This is a genomic window from Phyllobacterium sp. TAF24 (assembly GCF_052113785.1).
GTDB lineage: Bacteria > Pseudomonadota > Alphaproteobacteria > Rhizobiales > Rhizobiaceae > Phyllobacterium.
On record NZ_JBFRDN010000020.1, the window covers coordinates 1 to 24,546 of the forward strand.

Annotated in this window: 22 protein-coding genes and 1 pseudogene; 18 read left to right on the plus strand and 5 right to left on the minus strand. The window is 54.8% G+C overall.

Translation table 11 applies throughout. The features are described 5' to 3' along the window. Positions 1 to 187, plus strand: a pseudogene (locus AB4Y96_RS16995) (hypothetical protein); the annotation flags it as partial. Positions 188 to 417: 230 nt separating this feature from the next. On the opposite strand, the gene AB4Y96_RS17000 reads toward AB4Y96_RS16995, so the two are convergent. Next, positions 418 to 1,653: a glycoside hydrolase family 5 protein gene (locus AB4Y96_RS17000; protein ID WP_441918585.1), complete on the minus strand. Its 1,236-nt coding sequence runs from the start codon at positions 1,651 to 1,653 to the stop codon at positions 418 to 420. Between the two features lie 73 nt (positions 1,654 to 1,726). On the opposite strand from AB4Y96_RS17000, the gene ybgC reads away from it, so the two are divergent. From ybgC to AB4Y96_RS17070, 14 genes are all read left to right on the plus strand, one after another. After that, the gene (gene ybgC / locus AB4Y96_RS17005) at positions 1,727 to 2,194 is read left to right on the plus strand and encodes a tol-pal system-associated acyl-CoA thioesterase (protein WP_441918587.1); all 468 of its coding nucleotides are present in this window, start codon (positions 1,727 to 1,729) and stop codon (positions 2,192 to 2,194) included. 418 nt (positions 2,195 to 2,612) lie between these two features. After that, a complete protein-coding gene (gene tolQ, locus AB4Y96_RS17010; RefSeq protein ID WP_091879872.1) occupies positions 2,613 to 3,323 on the plus strand; it encodes a protein TolQ in 711 nt (236 codons plus the stop codon). A 33-nt stretch (positions 3,324 to 3,356) separates the two neighbouring features. After that, positions 3,357 to 3,803: a protein TolR gene (gene tolR / locus AB4Y96_RS17015; RefSeq protein ID WP_091879873.1), complete on the plus strand. Its 447-nt coding sequence runs from the start codon at positions 3,357 to 3,359 to the stop codon at positions 3,801 to 3,803. Between the two features lie 6 nt (positions 3,804 to 3,809). Beyond that, positions 3,810 to 4,913, plus strand: a complete 1,104-nt coding sequence (locus AB4Y96_RS17020) for a hypothetical protein (protein ID WP_441918589.1) — start codon at positions 3,810 to 3,812, stop codon at positions 4,911 to 4,913. A gap of 29 nt (positions 4,914 to 4,942) precedes the next feature. Next, positions 4,943 to 6,259, plus strand: coding sequence for a Tol-Pal system beta propeller repeat protein TolB (gene tolB / locus AB4Y96_RS17025; protein WP_441918591.1), 1,317 nt, complete (start codon positions 4,943 to 4,945; stop codon positions 6,257 to 6,259). 233 nt (positions 6,260 to 6,492) lie between these two features. After that, complete coding sequence (gene pal, locus AB4Y96_RS17030; protein ID WP_091879876.1) at positions 6,493 to 6,996, plus strand: peptidoglycan-associated lipoprotein Pal; 504 nt, start codon at positions 6,493 to 6,495, stop codon at positions 6,994 to 6,996. Positions 6,997 to 7,162: 166 nt separating this feature from the next. Further along, positions 7,163 to 8,176, plus strand: a complete 1,014-nt coding sequence (ybgF, locus tag AB4Y96_RS17035; RefSeq protein WP_091879878.1) for a tol-pal system protein YbgF — start codon at positions 7,163 to 7,165, stop codon at positions 8,174 to 8,176. Continuing rightward, positions 8,151 to 9,518 (plus strand): tRNA lysidine(34) synthetase TilS, encoded by a 1,368-nt coding sequence (gene tilS / locus AB4Y96_RS17040; protein ID WP_441918594.1) that lies wholly within the window; start codon positions 8,151 to 8,153, stop codon positions 9,516 to 9,518. The genes ybgF and tilS overlap by 26 nt, the downstream gene beginning before the upstream one ends. Before the next feature lie 96 nt (positions 9,519 to 9,614). Then, positions 9,615 to 11,549 (plus strand): ATP-dependent zinc metalloprotease FtsH, encoded by a 1,935-nt coding sequence (gene ftsH, locus AB4Y96_RS17045; RefSeq protein ID WP_091879881.1) that lies wholly within the window; start codon positions 9,615 to 9,617, stop codon positions 11,547 to 11,549. Between the two features lie 213 nt (positions 11,550 to 11,762). Further along, positions 11,763 to 13,115, plus strand: coding sequence for a phosphoglucosamine mutase (gene glmM / locus AB4Y96_RS17050; RefSeq protein ID WP_091879882.1), 1,353 nt, complete (start codon positions 11,763 to 11,765; stop codon positions 13,113 to 13,115). Between the two features lie 210 nt (positions 13,116 to 13,325). Beyond that, entirely contained in the window at positions 13,326 to 14,096 is a 771-nt protein-coding gene (locus AB4Y96_RS17055) for an outer membrane protein (protein ID WP_441918597.1), read from the plus strand. 196 nt (positions 14,097 to 14,292) lie between these two features. Continuing rightward, positions 14,293 to 15,468, plus strand: a complete 1,176-nt coding sequence (locus AB4Y96_RS17060) for a phosphoserine transaminase (protein WP_441918599.1) — start codon at positions 14,293 to 14,295, stop codon at positions 15,466 to 15,468. 81 nt (positions 15,469 to 15,549) lie between these two features. Then, positions 15,550 to 17,145, plus strand: a complete 1,596-nt coding sequence (serA, locus tag AB4Y96_RS17065) for a phosphoglycerate dehydrogenase (RefSeq protein ID WP_441918601.1) — start codon at positions 15,550 to 15,552, stop codon at positions 17,143 to 17,145. 64 nt (positions 17,146 to 17,209) lie between these two features. After that, positions 17,210 to 17,728 (plus strand): GNAT family N-acetyltransferase, encoded by a 519-nt coding sequence (locus tag AB4Y96_RS17070; protein WP_441918604.1) that lies wholly within the window; start codon positions 17,210 to 17,212, stop codon positions 17,726 to 17,728. Here the strand turns inward: AB4Y96_RS17070 and AB4Y96_RS17075 are convergent, their stop codons facing one another. After that, positions 17,729 to 18,622 (minus strand): DMT family transporter, encoded by an 894-nt coding sequence (locus tag AB4Y96_RS17075; protein WP_441918606.1) that lies wholly within the window; start codon positions 18,620 to 18,622, stop codon positions 17,729 to 17,731. 190 nt (positions 18,623 to 18,812) lie between these two features. Here AB4Y96_RS17075 and AB4Y96_RS17080 point away from each other — a divergent pair, with 190 nt between their 5' ends. Both AB4Y96_RS17080 and AB4Y96_RS17085 read left to right on the plus strand, forming a co-directional pair. Beyond that, positions 18,813 to 20,105 (plus strand): adenylosuccinate synthase, encoded by a 1,293-nt coding sequence (locus AB4Y96_RS17080; protein WP_091879888.1) that lies wholly within the window; start codon positions 18,813 to 18,815, stop codon positions 20,103 to 20,105. A 54-nt stretch (positions 20,106 to 20,159) separates the two neighbouring features. After that, positions 20,160 to 21,836 (plus strand): hypothetical protein, encoded by a 1,677-nt coding sequence (locus AB4Y96_RS17085; RefSeq protein WP_441918608.1) that lies wholly within the window; start codon positions 20,160 to 20,162, stop codon positions 21,834 to 21,836. 56 nt (positions 21,837 to 21,892) lie between these two features. Here AB4Y96_RS17085 and AB4Y96_RS17090 read toward each other — a convergent pair whose 3' ends face one another. Together AB4Y96_RS17090 and AB4Y96_RS17095 are read right to left on the minus strand one after the other, a co-directional pair. Further along, on the minus strand, positions 21,893 to 22,354 hold the full coding sequence (locus tag AB4Y96_RS17090) for a GNAT family N-acetyltransferase (RefSeq protein ID WP_441918610.1): 462 nt from the start codon (positions 22,352 to 22,354) through the stop codon (positions 21,893 to 21,895). Then, entirely contained in the window at positions 22,351 to 22,821 is a 471-nt protein-coding gene (locus AB4Y96_RS17095) for a GNAT family N-acetyltransferase (protein WP_441918612.1), read from the minus strand. The genes AB4Y96_RS17090 and AB4Y96_RS17095 overlap by 4 nt, the downstream gene beginning before the upstream one ends. Positions 22,822 to 22,921: 100 nt before the next feature. Between AB4Y96_RS17095 and AB4Y96_RS17100 the strand changes: the two genes are divergently transcribed. After that, positions 22,922 to 23,320, plus strand: coding sequence for a VOC family protein (locus AB4Y96_RS17100; protein WP_091880265.1), 399 nt, complete (start codon positions 22,922 to 22,924; stop codon positions 23,318 to 23,320). A 78-nt stretch (positions 23,321 to 23,398) separates the two neighbouring features. Here the strand turns inward: AB4Y96_RS17100 and rpoH are convergent, their stop codons facing one another. Further along, positions 23,399 to 24,310 (minus strand): RNA polymerase sigma factor RpoH, encoded by a 912-nt coding sequence (gene rpoH, locus AB4Y96_RS17105; RefSeq protein WP_091879894.1) that lies wholly within the window; start codon positions 24,308 to 24,310, stop codon positions 23,399 to 23,401. Positions 24,311 to 24,546 lie beyond the last annotated feature (236 nt).

Genomic DNA, 24,546 nt, shown 5'->3' on the forward strand with positions numbered 1-24,546 from the left:
CCTCTACATGGCGTGCCTTTCCATCATAAGGGCCAAGAGCCAGCCACTGGCACGCTTCTACCAGAAACTCAGAGCCGCTGGAAAACCCTTCAAGGTTGCAATTGTGGCCATCATGCGAAAACTCATCGTCATCATCAACGCCATCATCAAAACCGACACACCATGGAGATTAGAACACCAAATCTGATCAACACCCAAACACAGTTGCTCACCATGAGGGAGAGTGTGGATGCAACGATAATCGTCAACGTTTCAGATCACAAATATTGCAGATCAAAAAGGTTGCAGCGCAAAGGGTGCAGAACATGGCTCCCTTGCATCACCCCTCTCCCTCATGGTGAGCTTGTCGAACCACGAACCACGAACCACGAACCACGAACCGTGACTATGCAAACTAAGTTTGTTGAGGAACATCCATCAGCGTCCCCTCAATCCCAACCCCTTCAGGATAACCGGGTCAAGCTGACGCTTGTCATCATCAAGGGTGATGCCGAAGGCACCACCCCATGACCAGACTGACCACGGAAAGCCGCGTTGTTGTGCTGCCTGTGTCATATCCCTGAGATAGGTGGCCCGCCAGGCGGAGGGCATGCGGAACTCCTTCTGGTATTCCTGCCGGATCATGCCGAACTCGCCAAGCAGTATGCGCTCCGGCGGTATATTGTGCGCCTTGCCCCAGCTTTCGGCCTTTTTGAACGGCTCTTCCAGCTTCGATTGCGTCTGTACCGCGTTCATAACGCCGCCCGCCATGCTATCGAGCCCTTGAAGCAATTCAGGCCTTTGTGCTTCGGGCGCTTTCTCTGTGATCTTTTTGCGAATGGCTGCCAGTCGTTCGGCAAGAGCTTTCTGCCCTATCAAATCGGGTGGATAGGGCAGCCCTTCCACATAACGCATCACGTCGCCGGTCCAGCTGGCACCCTGATGCGTCAGGAAATAGGGCTCGTAACTGTGAAACGTCCAGATGATGTTGTCGTCGTTGAACTCAGCCGGATTAATCTTGTCGAGACCCCAGGCGCTGGACCAGCAGCCACCTGACAGGACCAATGTATGAACGGGGGCGCCCTTGCGCGCGGCTGCATACAGCCGTTTCAGCATGGGTGGCCATTTTGGCGTAACATCAGGATCGCAATCGATCACCGGTTCATTCAGCGCTTCAAAAGCCGTTGTGGCGGGATCGGTGACAGAGAGGGCTTTGCCGAGCCGTTCGACCATGGTCAGATAGCGGTTAAACAGGGCTTCATCGGCAATAACCTGCTTTGTGCCAATTTTGCGGGAGTCACTCGGGATCAGGTGAAAATCGACAATCACCTTCAATCCGGCTTTGTGCAGTTGATCGACGGCGGCAAGTGTGTCCCGTATCAGCCTTGATATGCGTGCTTCCGATGCATCCTCCAGAAAGATCGCAGGATCGACAGGCATGCGCACAAAGTCAAAACCCGCTTTGCGTATATCGGCAAGATTGCGGTCTGTTACGCCTTTGCGCCATTCGGGGAAGTTGGCCAAAACCTCCTCGTCATCCCAGTGCTCCGGACCCGGCCATGTGGTCCAGATATCGAGATTGAGGCCACGCTGCATGGTGAACGTGGCTGCCCAAGCGCCTGAGGCAAAGACCAGAAGACATGCAAGGCAGAGAACGGCGCGGAATGCGGGCAAGGTCAGTTTCCTTCACAACCTCTGGTAATGGCTCTGGACAAAATGCCTGTCGTGCCTGCAAAAGGGAAGGATCATGAGTGAAAACAATCTTTCCGTTCCGTCCATTGGCGGCCTTGCTGGCGAACTAACCCCATTCGGGCACCGTCTTTTGGCGCGGGTTTATTATGCCGATACGGATTTCTCGGGGATCGTTTATCACGGGCGCTATCTGGAGTTTCTGGAGCGCGGGCGTACCGACTACCTACGGTTGCTCGGCGTGCATCATTCAGAGCTTGCCGATGGCAAGCACGGCGAGAGCATTGTCTGGGTTGTCAGGCGTATGGAGATCGATTTCAAAGGTGCAGCCCGTATTGACGATGTGCTGACGGTTGAAACCCGCACTGCCGAAATTTCAGGTGCGCGGGTCAAGATGGCGCAAGCGATAAAACGAGGCGATGATCTCCTGATTTCAGCCACCGTTGAAGCGGCGCTGATCAATAATGCCGGACGTCCGCGCCGGTTTCCTGCCGAATGGATCAAGCTTTTTCAGCCTGAGGCATGAATTTATTCATCCTGGGCATGAAAATATTCAGCCCGGGCATGAAAATAATCAGTCTGTAACCTGAACTCAGCGCGTTTAAATGCCGCTTGGGTGCAGAATCATAACTGATCCTTAACCATAACAAACCATGAATAAGGCTATGAAACGGGGTGTTTCGCGTTAACGCCTTCGTTTTACCAAAATTAACCGTGAGAAGCCGCGGTATGAATACTGGAAAAAGTCCGGTCTCAGAACGTGGCTCTCGGAATTTAGTCAGCAAGTATGGATGCCGGTCCGGCGTTCGGCCGAGTTCCAAAGAAATAAATTGGCGCGTGGCCGTATTGCCGAACCTTTTATACTTCGGTGGACCATGCACGGGTACAAGAGACGATTGCAGCCCGGTTGAAATGCCGGGTTTTCGGATTCGAGGGTAGTGGATATGGAAAATTTAGCGGTTGCTGTTCAGACATCGGATGTTTCCCTGTGGGGACTGTTCTGGCAGGCCGGATTTATCGTCAAGCTGGTCATGGTCGGCCTTCTCGGGGCCTCCATCTGGACCTGGGCGATCATCATCGACAAGGTGCTCGGCTATGGCCGCGCCAAGCGCGCCTTTGACCGTTTCGAGCAGGTCTTCTGGTCCGGCCAGTCTCTCGAAGAGCTTTACCGCAATCTCGGCGAAAAGCGCACCACCGGCATGGGCTCGATCTTTATTGCCGCGATGCGCGAATGGAAAAAGTCGTTTGAGAAGGGCGCGCGTTCTCCCATCGCCCTGCAAATGCGTATCGATAAGGCCATGGACGTCGCCCTGTCACGCGAAAGTGATATTCTTGCGGCGCGTCTCGGATTTCTGGCAACCATTGGTTCCGCCGGACCCTTCATCGGTCTGTTCGGCACGGTCATCGGTATCATGACCTCGTTCATGGGCATTGCCGGTTCCAAATCGACAAGCCTTGCGGTTGTCGCGCCCGGTATCGCCGAAGCGCTGCTGGCGACGGCTATCGGTCTGGTTGCGGCTATCCCTGCGGTTATTGCCTACAACAAACTGTCAAGTGATGCGGGCAAACTGACCGCACGCATGGAGGGCTTTGCGGACGAATTCTCCGCCATACTCTCGCGGCAAATCGATGAGAAGCTGGCTCCGCGTTCTTAAGCAATTGGTTTTACAAGTGCAGGATTAATTGCCATGGGCATGTCTATTGGTAACAAAGGTTCAGGTGGACGCGGCCGGCGCGGGCGCGCCAGCAAGGCGTTGATGAGTGAAATCAACGTGACGCCGCTCGTCGACGTCATGCTCGTGCTCCTGATCATTTTCATGGTAACCGCACCGATGATGACGGTGGGCGTGCCTATCGATATGCCTGAGACACAGGCCAAGGCGCTGAACAGCGAAACCAACCCTATTTACGTGACGATCAATCAAAAAGGTCAGGTATTCCTGCAGGAAACCGAGATTCCGATTGAAGAAATCGTCCCCAAACTCCAGGCCATCGCCAAGACCGGCTATGAAGAACGCATTTTTGTCAAAGGCGACAAGTCTGCCGATTATGGCACGATCATGAAGGTCATGGCACGTATCTCCGGTTCCGGATTCAAGAATATCGGTCTCGTCAGTCTTCCGGAAGGCAGCTGATCGACCATGAGGACAAGCGTTACAACCTCCGCMATTATCCATGCCGTTTTACTCGGCTGGGGGCTGTTGACCTTTTCTGCGCCAACGCCGATGGACTTGGCCAATTCTGAATCGCTGCCCATCGAGATCATTTCCGATACGACCCAGTTACAGAAGGGCGATACCAAAGCGCCGAAGGCTGAGAAATCTGCGCCAAAGCCGACGGAAAAGCCGCAGACAAAACCTGACGCCCAGAATATTGGCRACAGCGAAGTAGATGTTGAATCAAAACCTATTCCGACGACGAAGCCAAAGGTTGTAGAGTCAGCGGAGGCTCCGAAGCCATCGGATGTGCCTGTTGCCAAGCCTGATCCTAAGCCTGTCGTTCAGCCGGAAACAAAGCCCGTTCCGGTTCCGGCAACGGAAATAGCGCCTGAGGCAAAGCCGAAACAGGACGTTGCGCCGGACCCGATCACAGCAGCGATCAACGATTCCAAGCCAGCGCCAACACCTGACGCGCCGAAGGCAGAGCCAACGCCGCAAGCGGAAAAACCTGCCGAGGAAGCATTCAAGCTGCCGGAGAACGTGGCAAAGCCCGAGGACAAGCCGAAGCCCGCCCCGGCGCAAACCGCAACGACACCTGAGCGCAAGGATCCCAAGGAAACACCCAAGCCAACGAAGACAGCGCCAACACCTTCCAAGGAGAAGAACGGTATTGCTGATCAGGTTGCAGATTTGTTGAATCGTGAGAAGCCATCTGGTGGTGGTGCCAAGCGCTCGACCGACCAGGCCTCGCTTGGTGCCACAAAATCCACGGGTGGCAATAAGCTGAGCCAAAATGAAATGGATGCATTGCGCGGAATCATCTCGAAGAACTGGAACAAGCCTGTCGGAGCCCCTGACTATCCAGACATGATTGTGGTGGTCAAATTCCGGCTTACTAAAACCGGTGAAGTTGACGGTACTCCTACGGTTACCGGCAGCGGTGGTGATGCGACGGTCTTGAATGCGGCAAAGAGTGGGGCCCTGCGGGCTGTAATGCGCTCTGCGCCCTATACTTTGCCACAAGATAAATATGAAGGTGGCTGGGACGTTGTCGAACTGACATTCCACCCCGCCGCAGATGACTAATAGGCCAGCCAAAAGAGGGCCCTGAACTTATGCTGAAAATTACCCGGATTATTCTCCCAATTTTTGTAACGTTCGTTGCGACATTGGCAATTGCCATACTGCCAGCGCGGGCAGAGCTCAAACTCGACATTACCAAAGGTGTCGTTGAACCAATGCCCATAGCAATCACGGATTTCCTTTCCGGTGATCAGCTTGGTGCCAATATTACCAGCGTCATCGCGGCTGATCTGGAACGATCAGGCCTTTTTGCGCCGATCGACAAGGGTGCCTTTATCGAAAAGATTTCCAACCCGGATGCGGCCCCGCGTTTTGAGGACTGGAAAGTCATCAATGCGCAGGCACTGGTGACCGGGCGCGTTACCAAGCAGCCGGATGGCAGGCTCAAGGCTGAATTCCGTCTCTGGGATACATTTGCCGGTCAGCAGCTTGATGGGCAGCAGTTCTTTACCTCTCCTGACAGCTGGCGCCGCGTCGCCCATATTATCGCCGACGCTATTTACCAGCGTTTGACCGGTGAAAAGGGCTATTTCGATACGCGCGTTGTCTTTGTTGATGAGTCCGGCACACGGGAGAAGCGGGTCAAGCGTCTGGCGATCATGGATCAGGACGGTGCCAATGTGCGCTATCTGACCAATGGCAAGGATCTCGTTCTGACACCACGCTTTTCGCCAAGCCGTCAGGAAATCACCTATATGTCCTTCGAAGGCAACAAGCCGCAGGTCTATCTGTTGCAGCTTGAAACCGGCCAGCGCGAACTTGTCGGCAATTTCCCCGGCATGACGATTGCGCCGCGCTTTTCCTCCGATGGCCAGAAAGTTGTCATGAGCCTGCTGCAGGATGATGGCAGTGCGAACATCTACACCATGGACGTGCGTAGCCGCACGACAACACGTCTGACGAGTACAAGCGCTATTGATACCGGTGCATCCTATTCGCCGGATGGTAGTCAGGTTGTGTTTGAATCCGACCGTGGCGGCCGCCCGCAAGTCTACAAGATGGGTGCAGATGGCTCCAACCCGCAGCGCATTTCCTTCGGCGATGGTTCCTATTCCACGCCTGTTTGGTCACCGCGCGGCGATCTTGTTGCCTTTACCAAGCAGTCTGGCGGCCAGTTCTCCATTGGCGTCATGAAAACAGATGGCTCCGGTGAGCGCATCCTGACAAGCGGCTATCACGATGAGGGCCCGACCTGGGCACCGAATGGCCGCGTTCTGATGTTCTACCGGTTCCCTCCCGGCTCAAACAGCCCGCATCTGTTCACGATCGATCTGACCGGTCGTAACCTGCGCCAGATCCAGACGCCGAACCTGGCTTCCGATCCTGCCTGGTCACCACTGCTTGAGTGAGCGAATCTTGATTTACTGCTGATTTATGCCCATTCGCGGCGGTGTTGTGTCAACACTGCCGCGAATGTCGTTTTTCCGCCGCATTGTTTGCATTAAGGATGCAGAACATTCATATATTTCGCCGTTAATCCTGGTGTTAAGAGTGGATTAACCCTGTTTCTTGAATTGGCCTTAACCTCGATATGGTTACTGCTTGTTCACCGAAACAATTCAATTCCTAAGGAGTCCAGGCTATGCGCCGCTTCGAAATGATCGCCCGCAGTCCAGTTGTCGTCGCCCTTTTCATGGCCCTCGCTATTGCGGGCTGTGCGAAGAAACCTATCAATAGTGCCGGTGATCTTGGCCTCAACGGTGCGGGTAGCGCGCGTCCGGGCTCCACACAGGATTTCACTGTAAACGTTGGCGATCGCATTTTCTTCGACGTTGACTCCTCCGTCATCCGTGCGGATGCCCAGCAGACCCTTTCCAAGCAGGCTCAGTGGCTGCAGCGTTATCCTAATTACGCAATCACCGTTGAAGGCCATGCGGACGAACGCGGAACACGCGAATACAATCTGGCTCTTGGCCAGCGCCGTGCCGCTGCTGCCCGCAACTTCCTAGCTTCGCGCGGCCTTCCAGCTTCCCGCATCAAGACAATTTCCTACGGCAATGAGCGCCCGGTTGCAGTTTGCGATGCGGACTCCTGCTGGTCGCAGAACCGCCGTGCGGTTACTGTTCTCGGCGGCGCAGGCAGCTAAGCCTTTCCAACCGAGTTGGACTTCAGAAAAGCGGCCTTTCGGGCCGCTTTTTTTGTCTCACCCGTGATCACAACAAAATTTGGCCGAAGTCGCGTTGCTCGTGTTAGATAGGTTCGCCGTAAATCGTTGCGGTGGTTAAAATTCCCATATCAGGGGCGGTAAAGGAATGAACAAACGACTGAAAAGAATGGTTGTGGCTATGGCGGTGCTGCCTTTTCTGGCGACCGGCGCAGCCCATGCCTCGAACTTTGATGGCAACTTTTTCCCGTCGGCGCCGAAGGCAAATGTCGGAACGAGTAATGCGCCAATCCAGATGGCACAGGCGGGTGATCCGCGTGTCAGCCAACTCGAGGAGCAGATCAGGCAACTGACAGGCAAGATCGAAGACCTCAATTTCCAGTTGCTGCAAATGCAGGAGCAGATGCGCAAGGTGCAGGAAGATAATGAGTTCCGTTTTCAGGAACTGGAAAAGAAGGGTGGCGGCGGCAAGAAAACGGATGCCGGTGGCAAGGGCGATCGTACGATCGCCGATGCTGCGCCTTCACGGAAAACGGGGGAGGCATCGCCAGATGCCTCCGCTTATCCCACGGCGCCGTCACAAACGTCGCCGTCCGACAGCACCGATTCCGCTGCTATTGATCCTCAGGCCAATGCTCCCGCTACCGCGCAGCCAGGCGAACTGCCGCGCGAGCTTGGGCAGATCGAGTTTGATGCCAATGGCAACGTAATCGGTGGTTCGAAGAACGATACGCCTGCTCCAGCAGCCAATCCGAATCTTGCTTCGCTGCCGCAGACGGATGATCCCAACGCGCTGTACAGGCAGGCCTATCAATTGTTTCTGTCGGGAGACTATCGCAATGCCGAGGCGGCCTTCCGCAGCCATATCGACCGGTTCCCGAAGGACCCTTCCGACCCTGATGCCCGCTACTGGCTTGGCGAATCGCTGTACGGTCAGGAGCGCTATCAGGATGCGGCTTCTGTTTTCATCGACAATCACAAGCAATTTCCTGACGCCAAGAAGAGCCCAGAAAATCTTCTCAAGCTAGGCATGACTCTGGCCAAGATGCAGGATCACGATGTTGCCTGCGCCACCTTTGCCACTGTGAGCACGCGTTATCCCAGTCTCTCAGCCGCGCTCAAAGAGCGCGTGAAGAATGAACGTGCCGCCAACAAATGCTGATAATCGCCCTGATCCGGAAGCGATTTTCGGTGCGATTGACTTTGACAGGCTGACAACGGTCGTCGTGGCCGTTTCCGGCGGCAGCGATTCCCTCGCATTGCTTTTCCTTCTTGACGATCTGCGCAAGGCAAGGGCGTCCTTTCCCTCACTTGTGGCTGTGACTATTGATCATGAGTTGCGACCGGAATCGGCTGACGAAGCATTGTATGTGGCCGGGCTGTGCAAGGCGGCTGGTCTTTCGCACCGGGCCCTGAACTGGACAGGCCCAAAACCCGTTTCGGGCATTTCTGCCAAGGCCCGGGATATTCGCTATGCGCTTCTGTGCAAGGCAGCCAGTGAGGCCGGCACCGATATGGTTTTGACCGGTCACACACTCGACGATCAGAATGAGACCTTCATGATGCGCTCTGCGCGTGGCGGCGAAAGAGGTCTTGCTGGCATGGCGCCCGCTACCCTGCTGGAACGTGAAATCTGGCTCATCAGACCGCTGCTCGGCATCACACGCGAACGGCTTCGCTGGTATTTGCGGGAGAGGGGCATTGAATGGCGGGATGACCCTTCCAACACAAACCCCAGATATGAGCGGGTGCGCGTCAGAGATGCGCTGCAAAAGCATGATCGTGATAGTATTCAACCGCTGATTGCGGAAAAAGCTTTGAAGCGGCAAACGCTCAACAGCGAGGCGGCGGCGCTTTTGCAGAGTTGCGTTACCGTCTTTAATGGTATTCGCGCTGAAGTGAAGCTGGAGCATTTTTGCAGCTATCCGGATGAGGCACAATATCTTGCCGCGGGGGTACTGATGTCGGTACTGGGTGGTCAGCCATTCCTGCCATCGGCAGAAGAATGCGCCAAGGTGGTGCGCCATCTTTGCGAGACGGATATTTCCGGTCGCATGAGCCTTGGCCGTTGCATCATTCAGCGCGGCAAGACAATTGCTACCATTTACCGGGAGATGCGATCGATCCCGGAAATCGTGGTTGAGCCTGACAGTTCACTTATCTGGGATGGCCGTTACCGGGTATCGAACGCTACACAAAAACCGGTACTGATCATGGCTGGTGGTGACGCAGGATTGGCTTTTTTAAAGGATGTCGGGATCGGGGATGTCCATCGGGCTTCGGTTAAATCCAGCCCCATGCTGATGTCCGATGGCCGGATTATGGCTGTCCCTGCGTTGAAGGATCACGGGAATGTGCCCGCCGGTGTTGTGGTGGTCAGGCATGTTGCCCTGTTCGATCATATCCTTTCAGGGTATGATGAAATACTTGCTGCCAGCGTGGCAAAATTGTTTGGTTTGCAGGATTACAAGCGATTTTCTGTAAACCAGATTGATAAGAAATGATTTGAGTTTGATTGTCAGCCTTGGCAAGGCCATGCTTCGAACCTATGTTACGTGTAAATTCCGCGTCCTTGCGGTTGTGATTGATGGGACCCGATAATGAATCCTAACTACCGGAACTTCGCACTGTGGGCGATTATCGCTTTGCTTCTGATTGCGTTGTTCAATCTTTTTCAAAGCCCTTCTCAACGTTCGGCATCCAGCGATGTGGCTTATTCAAAGTTCATCAGCGATGTGAATGATGGCAAGGTTAAAAGTGTAGTGATTGCTGGCAACCGTATTACCGGCGCCTATATTGACGGCACTACAACGTTCCAGACCTATTCTCCCGGTGATACCGGTCTTGTTGCGCGTCTTGAGAGCAAGAATGTGCAGATCGCCGCGCGTCCGGAGAATGACGGCTCTACATCCATTGTCAGTATGTTGATCAACTGGCTGCCGATGATCCTGATCGTCGGCGTGTGGATTTTCTTCATGCGCCAGATGCAGGGCGGCTCGCGCGGTGCCATGGGCTTTGGTAAGTCGAAAGCTAAGCTTTTGACCGAAGCGCATGGCCGCGTGACATTCCAGGATGTTGCTGGCGTTGACGAAGCCAAGGAAGATCTGGAAGAAATCGTCGAGTTTCTGCGCGATGCGCAGAAGTTCCAGCGGCTTGGCGGACGCATTCCGCGTGGTGTGCTGCTTGTAGGCCCTCCCGGTACCGGTAAGACGTTGCTGGCCCGTGCTATTGCCGGCGAAGCCAATGTGCCGTTCTTCACCATATCCGGTTCCGACTTTGTTGAAATGTTCGTGGGTGTCGGCGCATCGCGTGTCCGTGACATGTTCGAACAGGCGAAGAAGAATGCGCCTTGCATTATCTTCATCGACGAAATCGATGCGGTTGGCCGTCATCGTGGCGCTGGTCTTGGCGGCGGTAACGATGAACGCGAGCAGACGCTGAACCAGTTGCTGGTCGAGATGGACGGCTTCGAAGCCAATGAAGGCGTCATTCTGATTGCTGCGACCAACCGTCCTGATGTTCTTGACCCTGCATTGCTGCGTCCGGGCCGTTTCGACCGTCAGGTTGTCGTGCCTAACCCGGATGTGTCTGGCCGCGAGAAGATTCTGAAAGTTCACGCCCGCAATGTTCCGCTGGCACCGAATGTCGATCTAAAGGTTTTGGCTCGCGGTACGCCCGGCTTCTCCGGTGCTGATCTGATGAACCTTGTCAACGAAGCCGCCCTGATGGCAGCGCGCCGCAACAAGCGCCTTGTCACCATGCTCGAATTCGAAGATGCCAAGGACAAGATCATGATGGGTGCCGAGCGCCGCTCGACAGCCATGACCCAGGCGGAAAAAGAACTGACCGCTTATCACGAAGCCGGTCACGCCATTGTGGCATTGAACGTTGCGATGGCCGATCCGCTGCACAAGGCAACGATCATTCCGCGCGGCCGTGCACTTGGCATGGTCATGCAGTTGCCGGAAGGTGATCGCTATTCGATGAGCTATAAGTGGATGATCTCGCGTCTGGCCATCATGATGGGCGGCCGTATTGCCGAAGAGCTGAAGTTCGGCAAGGAGAACATCACGTCAGGTGCTTCATCCGATATCGAACAGGCAACGAAACTTGCCCGTGCGATGGTTACCCGCTGGGGCTTCTCCGACAAGCTCGGTCAGGTTGCTTATGGCGAGAATCAGGAAGAAGTGTTCCTGGGCCACTCCGTTGCCCGCACGCAGAACGTGTCTGAAGAAACGGCACAGCTGATCGATGCGGAAGTGCGTAAACTGATCGAAGATGCCTATACGCAGGCGCGCACCATTTTGACAAAGAAGAAGAAGGAATGGATAGCGATTGCCGAGGGCTTGCTCGAATATGAGACGCTGACCGGCGAAGAGATCAAGGCGCTGATGATCGGCAATAAGCCGGCCCGTGACCTCGGCGACGATACACCTCCGTCGCGTGGTTCGGCTGTTCCGAAAGCCGGTTCCGCCAAGAAGCCGCGCAAGGGCGACGAGCCTGACAAGGGTCTCGAACCGCAGCCGCAGTCCTGATTTAGACCCGCAATAGTCATTAACGGCCGGTATCTACCGGCCGTTTTTGCACCAATTGTTCATCGATTGAATGATAGTATAATCGTCACATAATTTGTGAGATGCGCATGTAGGGGTCTTCTGCAATAAGCGTGAAGATCAAGCATAAGCAAAATAGGGCTAAGCTCTGGCGCTGCCAGATGCGTGACAGCCGGTAGAGTTTGGATAGACAATATGGCTCGAAAATATTTCGGCACCGATGGTATTCGCGGACTGGCGAATGCCTATCCCATGACCCCCGATATCGCGATGAAGGTGGGCATGGCTGTTGGGCTCGCCTTTAAACGTGGCAATCATCGTAATCGGGTGGTGATCGGCAAGGATACACGCCTGTCGGGCTATATGATCGAGAACGCACTGGTGGCGGGTTTTACCTCCACGGGTATGGATGTGTTTCTGCTTGGACCCATTCCGACACCTGCTGTAGCCATGCTTTGCCGCTCGTTGCGCGCTGATATCGGCGTAATGATCTCCGCATCGCACAATCCTTACCATGATAACGGCATCAAGCTTTTCGGCCCGGATGGTTTCAAGCTTTCCGATGAGATCGAACTTGAGATTGAACGTCTGATGGATGAGGATTTATCAAGTCGTCTGTCCAGCTTTGACGCATTGGGGCGGGCAAAGCGCGTTGATGGTGATATTTATCGCTATATAGAATTTGCCAAGCGGACCATGCCGAAAAACATCTCGCTGGACGGCCTGCGAATTGTCGTGGATTGCGCCAATGGCGCTGCTTACAAGGTTGCTCCTGCCGCACTGTGGGAACTTGGCGCCGATGTCATCACGATCAATGATAAGCCGAATGGCACGAATATTAATGAAGATTGCGGTTCCACCCATCCTTTGAGCCTGATCAAGAAGGTGCATGAAGTCAGGGCCGATATCGGCATTGCGCTTGATGGCGATGCGGACCGGGTTCTTATCGTTGATGAAAAAGGTTCGATCATCGATGGCGATCAACTGATGGCGGTGATTGCCCAGTCATGGCAGGAATCGGACCGGCTTCTCGGTGGCGGCGTTGTTGCGACGGTGATGTCCAATCTCGGGTTTGAGCGTTTCCTCGGTGATCGCGGCCTGACACTGGCCCGTACCAATGTCGGCGATCGCTATGTGGTTGAGCATATGCGCAATCACGGTTTCAATATTGGCGGCGAACAATCAGGCCATATTGTTATCTCGGATTTCTCGACAACCGGCGATGGTCTTGTCTCTGCCCTGCAAATTCTGGCGGTTGTTCAGGAAGAGGGAAAGCCTGTGAGCGAGGTTTGCCGCAAGTTCGAACCGGTGCCTCAGGTTCTTAAAAACATTCGTACAGCGGGCGGTAAGCCGCTTGACGACAAGAAGGTTAAGACTGCGATTGACGATGCCCGTGACCGGCTTGGCAAATCAGGGCGTCTTGTTATTCGTCCGTCAGGCACGGAGCCTCTGATCCGTGTTATGGCGGAAGGCGATGATAGCCAGCTCGTGGATACGGTTGTCAACGACATCATCTCGGTGATTTCGTCGGTCAAATCAGCAGCCTGATCTTCAAAAACACTGCATCAATGAATGGGCCCTCTACGGGCCCATTTGCGTTTGTGCAGCCGTGCCGAGCTGTTTGGTTTTCGTTAACGTTAATGAGTATGGTGAATAAACACGGTTAAGCGGGATTTAACTTTTTCCCTTCATATTGCCGTCTAGAACCTTAGTAGCAGTCGCTACATCTAGATTTTGGGCCGGATAAGGGAAATGAAAATGGGCATTCTCAACAAATATGCTGCGATTGGTGCAGCTCTACTGTGCCTCGGGGCAATCCCGGCCCACGCTGCGGATCTCGTGGAAGCGCCAGTTGTGGAAGTTCAGCAGTTTGGTGGCTGGTATCTGCGCGGCGATATCGGCATGAGCAATCAGCGACTTGATAAGCTGGACTACTACAATTTTGACACCACTGAGGTACATGGTTGGCTCGATAGGGGTGGCTTCGACTCCGGAATCACTGGTCAGATTGGTGTCGGTTATCAATTCAATGATTGGCTGCGTGCTGACGTCACCGGCCAATATCGTGGGAAAACGTCATTTAGTGCACTCGATTACTATGACAATCCCAGCAATCCATCGTTTGGCAAGGGAACAAACGATTATCGTGCCACCAAGTCTGAATGGCTATTTCTTGCCAACGCATATGCGGATCTGGGTACGTTCAGCGGCATCACGCCGTACGTCGGTGCGGGTATCGGCGCATCACGCAACACAATCTCCAATTTCAGGGACGATAACGTCCTGAACAATGGCGGGGGTTATGCCGGAAGCGGATCGCAATGGAATCTTGCCTGGGCACTGCATGCCGGCGTGGGAATCAAGGCAACCGACCGTATGACCATTGACCTCGGTTACAGTTATGTCGATCTGGGTGATGCAAAAACAGGCACCGCCTATAATCTTGATGGCAGTACACATAATGAATCTTTCAAGTTCAAAGACATCACGTCGCATGACTTCAAGGTGGGCGTACGCTACGCTTTCTAATTGAAACAACATGATTTTTCGAGCGGCAGGAGGCTTTCTCCTGCCGTTTTTGTTTGTGCTTCATTCCGCCGGATGGGACAAATTTAATGTCGCGCACAAACATATTTCTTGACTGTGAACGACATTTCTCCTAGTTCCCGGAGTGGGCCACCTCTCCCCAACGAGAGGCGTGCTATCTGTGAGGATAGGAGAAAACATGACGACGCTTACAAAGCCGGCGCAGCGCCCGGCTAACCCTAATTTTTCATCAGGTCCCTGTGCAAAACGCCCCGGATGGTCGCTTCAAGCGCTTTCCGACGCATCGCTTGGCCGCTCGCATCGTGCGAAGGTTGGCAAGACGAAGCTGAAACAGGCGATCGATCTTACCCGCGAAATCCTGCAAGTCCCCGCTGATTACCGCATCGGCATTGTTCCTGCATCCGATACTGGTGCCGTCGAGATGGCTTTGTGGTCGCTGCTTGGCGAACGCGGCGTCGACATGGTTGCATGGGAAAGCTTTGGTGCAGGCTGGATCACCGATGTGGTCAAGCAGTTGAAACTTGCCGATGCCCGCAGCATTGAAGCTGGTTATGGTGAACTGCCTGACCTTTCCAAGGTCGATTTTGACCGCGATGTGGTCTTTACCTGGAATGGTACGACTTCGGGTGTGCGTGTTCCCAATGGTGATTTCATTCCTGCTGATCGCAAGGGTCTGACAATCTGCGATGCCACTTCGGCAGCCTTCGCGCAGCGGCTTGATTTCGACAAGCTCGATGTCGTCACCTTCTCCTGGCAGAAAGTGCTCGGCGGAGAGGGCGCACACGGCATGCTGATCCTCAGCCCGCGCGCTGTCGAGCGGCTCGAAACCTACAAGCCCGCATGGCCCTTGCCGAAGATTTTCCGCCTCACATCGGGCGGCAAGCTCATTGAAGGCATTTTTGCCGGTGAGACCATCAACACACCGTCGATGCTTTGCGTTGAGGACTATCTTGATGCGCTGAACTGGGCGAAGTCGCTTGGCGGTCTCGATGGACTTGTTGGACGTGCGGACAGAAATTTTGCCGCTCTCGATGCTTTCGTTGAACGCACGCCATGGATTGCCAATCTGGCAACGGTTCCGGCCACACGGTCCAACACCTCCGTTTGCCTGACAATTGTCGATCCGGAGATCACGGCACTCGACAAGGATGCGCAGGCCAATTTCGCCAAGAACCTTGTTGCGGTTCTGGAGAAGGAAGGTATTGCCTATGATATCGGCGCCTATCGCGATGCTCCGTCTGGTCTTCGCATCTGGGCCGGGGCAACGATTGAAACGGCTGATCTTGAAGCGCTGACGCTGTGGCTCGACTGGGCATTCCAGTCGCAAAAGGCCGCGCTGAAACAGGCTGCCTGATTTCTTCGGCATGATGTGACCGCACTCGGGTGCGGTCACTCCCCCAATCATTTGATTCCTGATTCAACGATGGAGGCCATGATGGCACCGCGCGTACTCGTATCTGATAAGCTCTCCCCAACCGCCGTACAGATCTTCAAGGATCGCGGTGTCGAAGTCGATTATCTGCCAGACCTTGGCAAGGACAAGGACAAGCTGGCCGAAGTGATCAGCCAATATGATGGTCTTGCCATTCGTTCGGCTACCAAAGTCACGGAAAAGCTGATTGCTGCCGCAACCAACCTCAAAGTCATTGGCCGCGCTGGTATCGGCGTTGACAATGTTGATATTCCCGCTGCATCGCGCCGCGGTATCATCGTGATGAACACGCCTTTTGGCAATTCCATCACCACTGCGGAACATGCCGTGGCCTTGATGTTTGCCGTGGCGCGCGAACTGCCTGAGGCTGATGCTTCGACCCGTGCGGGCAAGTGGGAAAAGAACCGCTTCATGGGTGTTGAGATCACCGGCAAGACGCTGGGTGTTATTGGCTGCGGCAATATCGGCTCGATTGTGGCCACGCGCGGCGTCGGCCTCAAGATGCATGTCATTGCGTTTGATCCCTTCCTGTCGGAAGGCCGGGCGGAAGAACTTGGTGTTGAGAAGGTCGAACTTGACGAATTGCTGGCCCGGGCAGATTTCATCAGCCTGCACACACCGATGACCGACAAAACGCGCGGCATTATCAATGCTGAATCCATTACCAAGATGAAAGATGGTGTTCGCATCATCAATTGCGCTCGTGGAGGTCTGATTGTTGAGAAGGATCTGGTTGCAGCACTGAAAGCAGGCAAGGTCGCCGGTGCCGGTATCGACGTGTTCGAGGTGGAGCCAGCCACGGAGAACGAGCTGTTCAACCTGCCAAACGTTGTCTGCACACCGCATCTCGGTGCATCGACAAGCGAAGCACAGGAAAATGTCGCGTTGCAGGTTGCCGAGCAGATGTCGGATTATCTGATCAAGGGTGCCGTTTCCAACGCCATCAACATGCCTTCGATTACGGCTGAAGAAGCACCGCGCCTGAAGCCTTTCGTCAAACTGGCGGAAGTGCTGGGTGCTTTCGTTGGTCAGGTCACCGATGAGCCGATCGAGGAAGTGGAAGTCCTTTTTGATGGTTCCACTGCGGGCATGAACACACGGGCACTCGTCAGTGCAGCACTGGCCGGTTTGATCCGCCCGCAGATGGCCGATGTGAACATGGTTTCGGCACCTGTCATGGTGAAGGAGCGGGGCATCATCCTCTCCGAAGTTCGCCGTGACAAGTCGGGCGTGTTTGACGGTTACATCAAACTGACAGTCAAATCCGCTTCTCTGACCCGCTCCATTGCCGGTACATGCTTCTCCGATGGCAAGCCGCGCTTCATCCAGATCAAGGGTATCAATCTCGATGCCGAAGTTGGTCAGCACATGCTTTATACGACCAACAACGACACACCGGGTATGATCGGCATGCTCGGAACGATCTGCGGGCAGAATGGCGTCAACATTGCCAACTTCTCGCTGGGCCGTGATAATCCGGGTGGTAATGCTATCGCGATGCTCTATCTCGATGAGCGGATTCCGGATCATGTTCTGGAAGAACTGCGCGTCAACAAGGCCATTGTTTCGGCCAAGCCGCTGGAATTTGACATCGGCTGATTGTAGGGATGTCCAAGCCTTTCCTGCTTAGGTAGAACTGGTTCCAGTAAGCAGGAAAGGCACTATGTCAACATCGTCAACACATGCACTGAACTGGCGCTTGATGGAAGCGGGGGACCTCGTTTCCGTCATCGCCATGGCTGCCGTCATCCATACGGATTTTTACGAGGATGATGCGGTTTATCTGGAGCGTATGCGCCTTTATGGTAAAGGCTGCTTTGTGCTGGAAGGTCAGAACGGCGAATTGTTTGGCTATGCCATCACGCATCCGTGGCAGCTTTACACAACGCCTGCGCTCAATAGCCTGCTCGGGCAGATACCCGATCATCCAAACACCTATTATCTGCATGACATAGCGTTGCTGCCAGCATCACGCGGCAGTGGGGCTGCGCCGCGCATTGTTTCGATCTTAGCCGATCAGGCAAAGACAGAAGGGCTAGAAACCATGTCGCTGGTCTCGGTCAACAATTCGGTCGGCTTCTGGCAGAAGCAGGGGTTTGAGGTGGTGAGCCGCCCTGAACTCGACGCAAAGCTCAAATCCTATTCGGATGACGCCTGTTTCATGGTGCGAAAGCTCAACTGATCACGCAGCTGCGTGCTTGCGCCCGCTGATTTCGGCGATGCCGATGCCGCCAAGAACCAGCACCAATGCAATGGCATGATAGAGATGAAACGCCTCGCCCAGCAGGATGACTGCCAGAAATGTGCCAAAGATGGGCACGGCATTGATGAACAGGCCTGCGCGGTTGGCACCGATATATTCAACGCCCTTGATGAAAAGCACCTGCGCGGCCAGTGATGGCAGGACAGCCGTGTAAAGCACGATCATGATACCGGTGAAATCAGGTGTAATCATTGCGCCGTCCCGCCATTCCCAGATTGTGAAGGGGATGGCGGTGATAAAGGCAAAGAATGTCATGACTGTCATCAGGCTTTGCCAATGAATGGCCGGCCGAAAACGCAAAGCCACCGTGTAACCGCTGTAAAGCAGCACGGCGAGAAGCATCAGCGCATCACCCTGATTGACCTCAAGTTCGGCGAGTTTGAGAAAACTGCCATGGCCCGCCGTTAAAGCCACGCCGACAAGCGACAGGCTGAAACCCACTATCTGGCCGGGACGTACCGCCATGCCGAATAGCAGGAGATTGGCGACGAAGATCACCATAGGCATCCCGGCCTGTTCAATGGTGACGTTGATAGCCGAGGTGTAATTCAAGGCGCTGTAGAGCGCCATGTTGAAAAAAGTGAAGCCAAAGGCACCCAACGCCGCGAGCAAAGGAAGATGTGCGCGCAGCATCTTCCAGTCGCGACGGACCTGATTGCCGCTGATCGCAGCAACGATGAGAAATGCCACGAGCCAGCGCAGCAAAGTCAAAAGCATCGGCGATATATGTCCGACCGCAAGTTTACCTGCTACGGCATTGCCGCCCCACAGAAGGGCTGTTACGAGCAGAAAGATGTAGGCGGTACGGTTCATGACGTGTGTCTGCTTATACTGACGGAGGAAGTGTTGCTTTGCTGCCAGAACCATAGGTTTATTCGTTTGATAATGGCAAATTCGCCACGCTTCAGCCGAAAGAATTGTCGCGCTTTTATGAACCAGCCTGTATAGAAGCACCGCATTTGGCAAAAAATGCATGACGAGGTTGTGACTCGAGGAGTTTTGAATGGCTAATGTTGTGGTGATCGGCTCCCAGTGGGGCGATGAGGGCAAGGGCAAGATTGTCGATTGGCTTTCCGAACGGGCCGATATCATTGTCCGCTTTCAGGGGGGGCACAATGCCGGTCATACGCTGGTTGTCGATGGTGTCACCTACAAATTGTCGCTGTTGCCATCGGGTGTGGTGCGCAAGGGCAAGCTCTCGATCATCGGAAACGGCGTTGTTTTCGACCCGCATGCATTCATTGCCGAAAAGAAGAAACTCGAAGCGCAGGGCGTGGTTATCACCCCTGAAACGCTGAAGATTGCCGAAAATACAACGCTGATCCTCTCCCTCCATGGTGAGCTTGATCGCCGCCGTGAAGCCTCCAATTCCGGTACCAAGATCGGTACAACGGGTCGCGGCATCGGTCCAGCTTATGAAGACAAGGTTGGCCGCCGCGCCATTCACGTGCTTGATCTTGCCGATCCCGATACGCTGCCTGCGAAGATCGAGCGGCTGCTGGCCCATCACAATCCACTGCGTCGCGGTCTTGGCATTGAAGAGGTTGATGGTTCCAAGATTTTAGCCGAACTGCTTGATGCTGCTCCGCACATCATCCCGTTCATGGACCGCGTCTGGTATGTTCTTGATCAGAAGAAGCGGGCGGGCGAGCGCATTCTGTTTGAAGGCGCCCAGGGTACGCTGCTTGATATCGACCATGGCACCTATCCTTTTGTAACTTCGTCCAACACTGTGGCGGGTCAGGCTTCTGCCGGTTCCGGTATCGGACCGGGCTCACTGCATTACGTGCTTGGTATCACCAAGGCCTATACGACCCGCGTGGGAGAAGGTCCGTTCCCGACGGAACAGCAGAACGAAGTTGGCGAGTTCCTCGGCCAGCGCGGCCATGAATTTGGCGTTGTCACCGGGCGCAAGCGCCGCTGTGGCTGGTTCGATGCGGTTCTCGTGCGTCAGGCCGTTGCCAATAATGGCATCAGCGGTATTGCCTTGACCAAGCTGGATGTTCTCGACGGGCTCGACGAGATCAAGGTTTGCACCAGCTACGAACTGGATGGCGAGGTCATTGATTACCTGCCAGCCAGCCAGGGCGCTCAGGCACGCGTCAAGCCGATTTACGAGACACTTGAAGGCTGGAAAGAGACAACGGCCGGTGCCCGTAGCTGGAGCGAACTGCCCGCACAGGCGGTAAAATATGCGCGTTATCTGGAAGAACTGATCGGTGCGCCGATTGCGTTGCTTTCGACCAGCCCGGAACGTGACGATACAATACTTGTTACTGACCCGTTTCATGATTAGAGTCGCAAACAGGTTTCGAGGTTAATCTCACAACAAAACCATAGGTTTGGGTGAATGGCAGATTTCGTTGCAGTATTGAGAAAGACAATTGACGGGCTCGCGGATCCAACTCCCGAGCTTCGCCAACGTGTGTATGCAAAGGCTCGCGCAACGATTGAGCAGAAGCTTGCGACGCTGAATGCGCCGGAGGCTGTCGCCGTCCGCCAGAAGCAGTCGCTGGAAGATGCGATCATCGAGGTCGAGTCGGGTTTTGCCGCTGTTCTGGAAGACCCAAAGCCTTTAATTGAGCCCATTCCTGTCGCGCCGCCTGTTCCAGCTCCGGCACCGCCTGTTGTGGCGGCACCCATTGTCGCAAAACCAGAACCTGCCCCGGAAGCACCAAAGCCAGCGCCTGTTGTTGCGCCGCCAGTGGTTGCGGCCCCGTCCTTTACCAAGCCGCTTGCTCAATCCGATGCGCTTGAAGATTTTCTGACGACCCATGGTTCGACAGGTGCCAAGCCGATCGAACCCAAGGAAGAGAGTTTCCGCGATGAACGTCCGCTTGCCGGATCGTTCTCGGGGGGAGATCTGAAAGCTGGTCGCGGGCCCGAAGAAGAGTTTGATGATGAGCCGGAGCTTGATTCAACCGATCGTGGCCCCAGTGATTATGGCGTTTACACACGCGGTCCGCTGAAGCAGCCAAAGCCGAAGCGTTCGCTGGTGCCGCTGCTGAGCCTGCTTGGCCTGCTGGTTATTATCGCAGGCGGAGCCTATGCGGGCTGGACTTACAAAGACCAGATTTCAGCACGGGCCGCGTCGGTAAAGACCTATCTTGCCAGCCTCACCAGCGGGGGCGACAAAACGCCTGCGAAGCCAGCCGAAACAGCCGCTAACCAGCCTGCGACACCACCGGTAAAGACTGAACAGCCTGCACAACCGGCGGCTCAGCCGACACCGGCAACGCCTGCAGCACCKGGCGCATCGGATGCAAAGCCCGAACCGAAACTGACGCAGCGTCTGTTGCCGGATGGTCAGGAAATCAATCCGGGGCCGGCCAATGATACACCGTCATTGGGTGAGGGCACATCGGTTGCCGCTTCTACACCGGACCAGCAGCCTGCCCAGCCGCCAGCGGCACAGGGGCAGACACAGCAACCTGCGGCACCGGCTGGCCAGACACAGCCTCCGGCTGCGCTGCCAATTGGTCAAAAGGCGTTCTTCTATGAGGAGCGGTCCGGTCAGGATGCCGGTACTGCGGATGCGGGCGGCGTTGTCTGGTCCGTGGTGCAGGAATCACCCGGCAATGATCTGCCGCCTGAGCCGGCAATTCGCGCTGAAGTGACAATTCCGGATCGTGGGATCAAGCTGCGTATGGTCATCCGCCGCAATGGTGACAAGACGCTGCCAGCAAGCCATCTTGTTGAAATGATCTTCACTGTTCCCGATGGCTTCCCCGGTGGTTCAATCGATACCGTGTCGCGCATGACGCTGAAGGATACGGAACAGGCTCCGGGCAGCCCGCTTGTCGGCATTCCGGCCAAGATTGCCGATAATTTCTTCATCATTGCAATGAATGATGCCAAGACCGCTGTGGACACAAACATGTCCCTGCTGCGCCGTCAGTCGTGGATCGATATTCCAATCGCCTACAAGACGGGCCGCCGCGCGCTCCTGACCCTTGAAAAGGGCCTGCCGGGCGAGAAGGTTTTTGATGATGTCCTGAAATCCTGGGCAGCAAAAGCTGGCGGCTGATAGCGCTATGATCTTATGACAGGATAAAAGGCTCCGGAAACGGAGCCTTTTGTTCTCTAGAGTTGTTTTTCCATGGGCTGCGCGTTGATCTGTCTGTGCATCTGCGCCGGGCCACTATCGCTGTAACCACAGGCTTTATAAAAGCCATGCGCGGTGCTTGTGCTCGTCAGTTTGCTCAAGCTGTTTCCCTGCTCCCGCAGGTAATTTTCAAGCTCACCCAATATGGCCTTGCTGACACCACGAAAGCGGGCGTCCGGTGAGACATAGTTGAGGGTGATTTCGCCGGATGCGTTGGCCGAGCCAACGCCGAGTATTGTCGTGCCGTCGACAGCAATCAGCATGCGCGCCGTTGGATCGTTCATCCATGCGCGCACATTTTCAGGGGTTTTGTTGAAGAGCCATGGATCGAGCCGGGCAGGATCACCGGCATGATCGGCAGTGCATAATTCTGCGATCGAACGACGGAGTACGTTGCAAATCTGGTCCTTTTCGGCAGGAAGAGCAGCCCTGATCTTCATGCGATGGCATCTGTTTGCCGAACAGACACCGTCTTCGGCTGGCGCTCGTAATAAACGTCCCATTCATCCTCACCCGTCTGTTTGAAGCCATGTCGCGCATAAAAACGTCCGGCTTCACTTTGCTGGAGGACACTCAAACGAATAGGCAATTTGGCGGCGTCGGCTTCCCCAAGCAATTGGCGCAGAACCGCACTGCCCAAACCATTGTCCTGCTGTTCCGGCTCGATATAGAAATGCTCAAGCAGCAAATGTCCATCAATCGGACCCATGGCTACACATCCGGCCATGTGCCCATTCGGCGTCATAATCAGGCGGGTATAATGCGGTCGATAGGAGTTGCGAAAACGGTCATAGGCACGCCATTCATCGAAGCGGCCAATCCGTTCCAGACTTTCGCGCATACAACGAAGGCGTAATTGCAGGAGCCGGTCAAAATCCTCTACAGTCGCGGGTACAAGGGTGAACATGGAAAACTGCCTGTGGTGACTCGTTTGCCGTCAGGCTGATTCTACTCGGTATCTTTGTCAATATTATCTACGTCAGAACACGATATTCATGGGGAAGGCGATGATCGGTTACACGATGTTCGGAACGAATGATCTGCCAAAATCTCTTCAGTTTTACGATCCGATCATGGCCGAGATGGGCCTTGATCTGTGCTGGCGTGACGAACAGTCGGTTTCATGGGGTAAGCGAGCAGACGAGGATTTGCCACGCTTCTTCGTGGGGTATCCCTTCGACGGCGGCTCGGCAACCATTGGCAATGGCGCGATGACCGCCTTCAGGTTCGACGATGCTGACATGATTGATCGCCTCTATGCGCTGGCAATGCGGAATGGTGGGAGTGATGAGGGCGCGCCCGGACGGCGACCGCATTATGGAGAAGGCTTTTACGGCGCTTATGTCCGCGATCCTGACGGCAACAAGCTGGCCTTCGTTTGTTATAACGCGAAGAAATCCGCGTGATATTTTCCAGTTGATAGGCAGGATTGAAACAAAAAGGCTCCGGAAATCCGGAGCCTTTATGTTCGTCATGGCGCAGCGTTAGCGGGCGTCGGAACCCGTCGAGACGAGTGCCTTCTGCTGTTTGATGGCAGCGGCTTTCACCGCGTCCTGCACCTTTTCAAAGGCACGTACTTCGATCTGGCGTACACGTTCCCGGCTGATGCCGAATTCGGTCGACAAATCCTCGAGCGTTATCGGATCATCAGCCAGACGGCGGGCCTGGAAAATGCGCCGTTCACGATCATTGAGCGATGACATGGCTCCGGTGAGCATTTCGCGCCGGTTCTCCAGTTCATCCTGTTCAATCAGCATTTCCTCGGCGCTGTCGTGGTCATCAACAAGCCAATCCTGCCAGTCACCGCCAGCTTCGCCGTCGGCGGAGCGGATCGGAGCATTGAGCGACGCATCGCCGGAAAGCCGACGGTTCATCGATACGACTTCGTCCTCGGATACGCTGAGGCGCGTTGCGATTTCCTTGACCTGTTCAGGGTTAAGGTCGCCATCATCAAGCGCCTGAATCTTGCTCTTCACCTTGCGCAGGTTGAAGAACAGGCGCTTCTGGTTGGCTGTCGTGCCCATTTTCACAAGGCTCCACGACCGCAGGACATATTCCTGAATCGAGGCCTTGATCCACCACATGGCATAGGTTGCCAAACGGAAGCCGCGTTCCGGCTCAAAGCGTTTGACCGCCTGCATCAGGCCGACATTGCCTTCGGATATGACTTCGCCAATCGGCAGGCCGTAACCGCGATAACCCATGGCAATCTTGGCGACGAGCCGCAGATGGCTGGTCACTAGTCTATGAGCCGCTTTCGGATCGGCATGCTCCAGATACCGCTTGGCGAGCATGTACTCTTCCTGCGGTTCGAGCATGGGAAAACGGCGAATCTCTTCGAGGTAACGGGTCAAACCACCGTCACCAGCTACAATACTTGGAAGATTTTGGGCCACTGAGCACCCCTCCTCATTGTGAAATGAACCCCCATTACCGGCGGGTTCGCAGCAACCGGCCGCCCGCATTGCGCGGCACGACCGGATTAATGCTATCCATATATAGGTAGCATTTTGTCAAAAACACGATGCATTAAGAACCGAAACAATTTGTCACATAAATGTGAACAATAGAGTCAGGATTTCCGCCTGCGTTCTATAACGTACGGTATGAAATAAAGTTCCGCAAGTGTTTT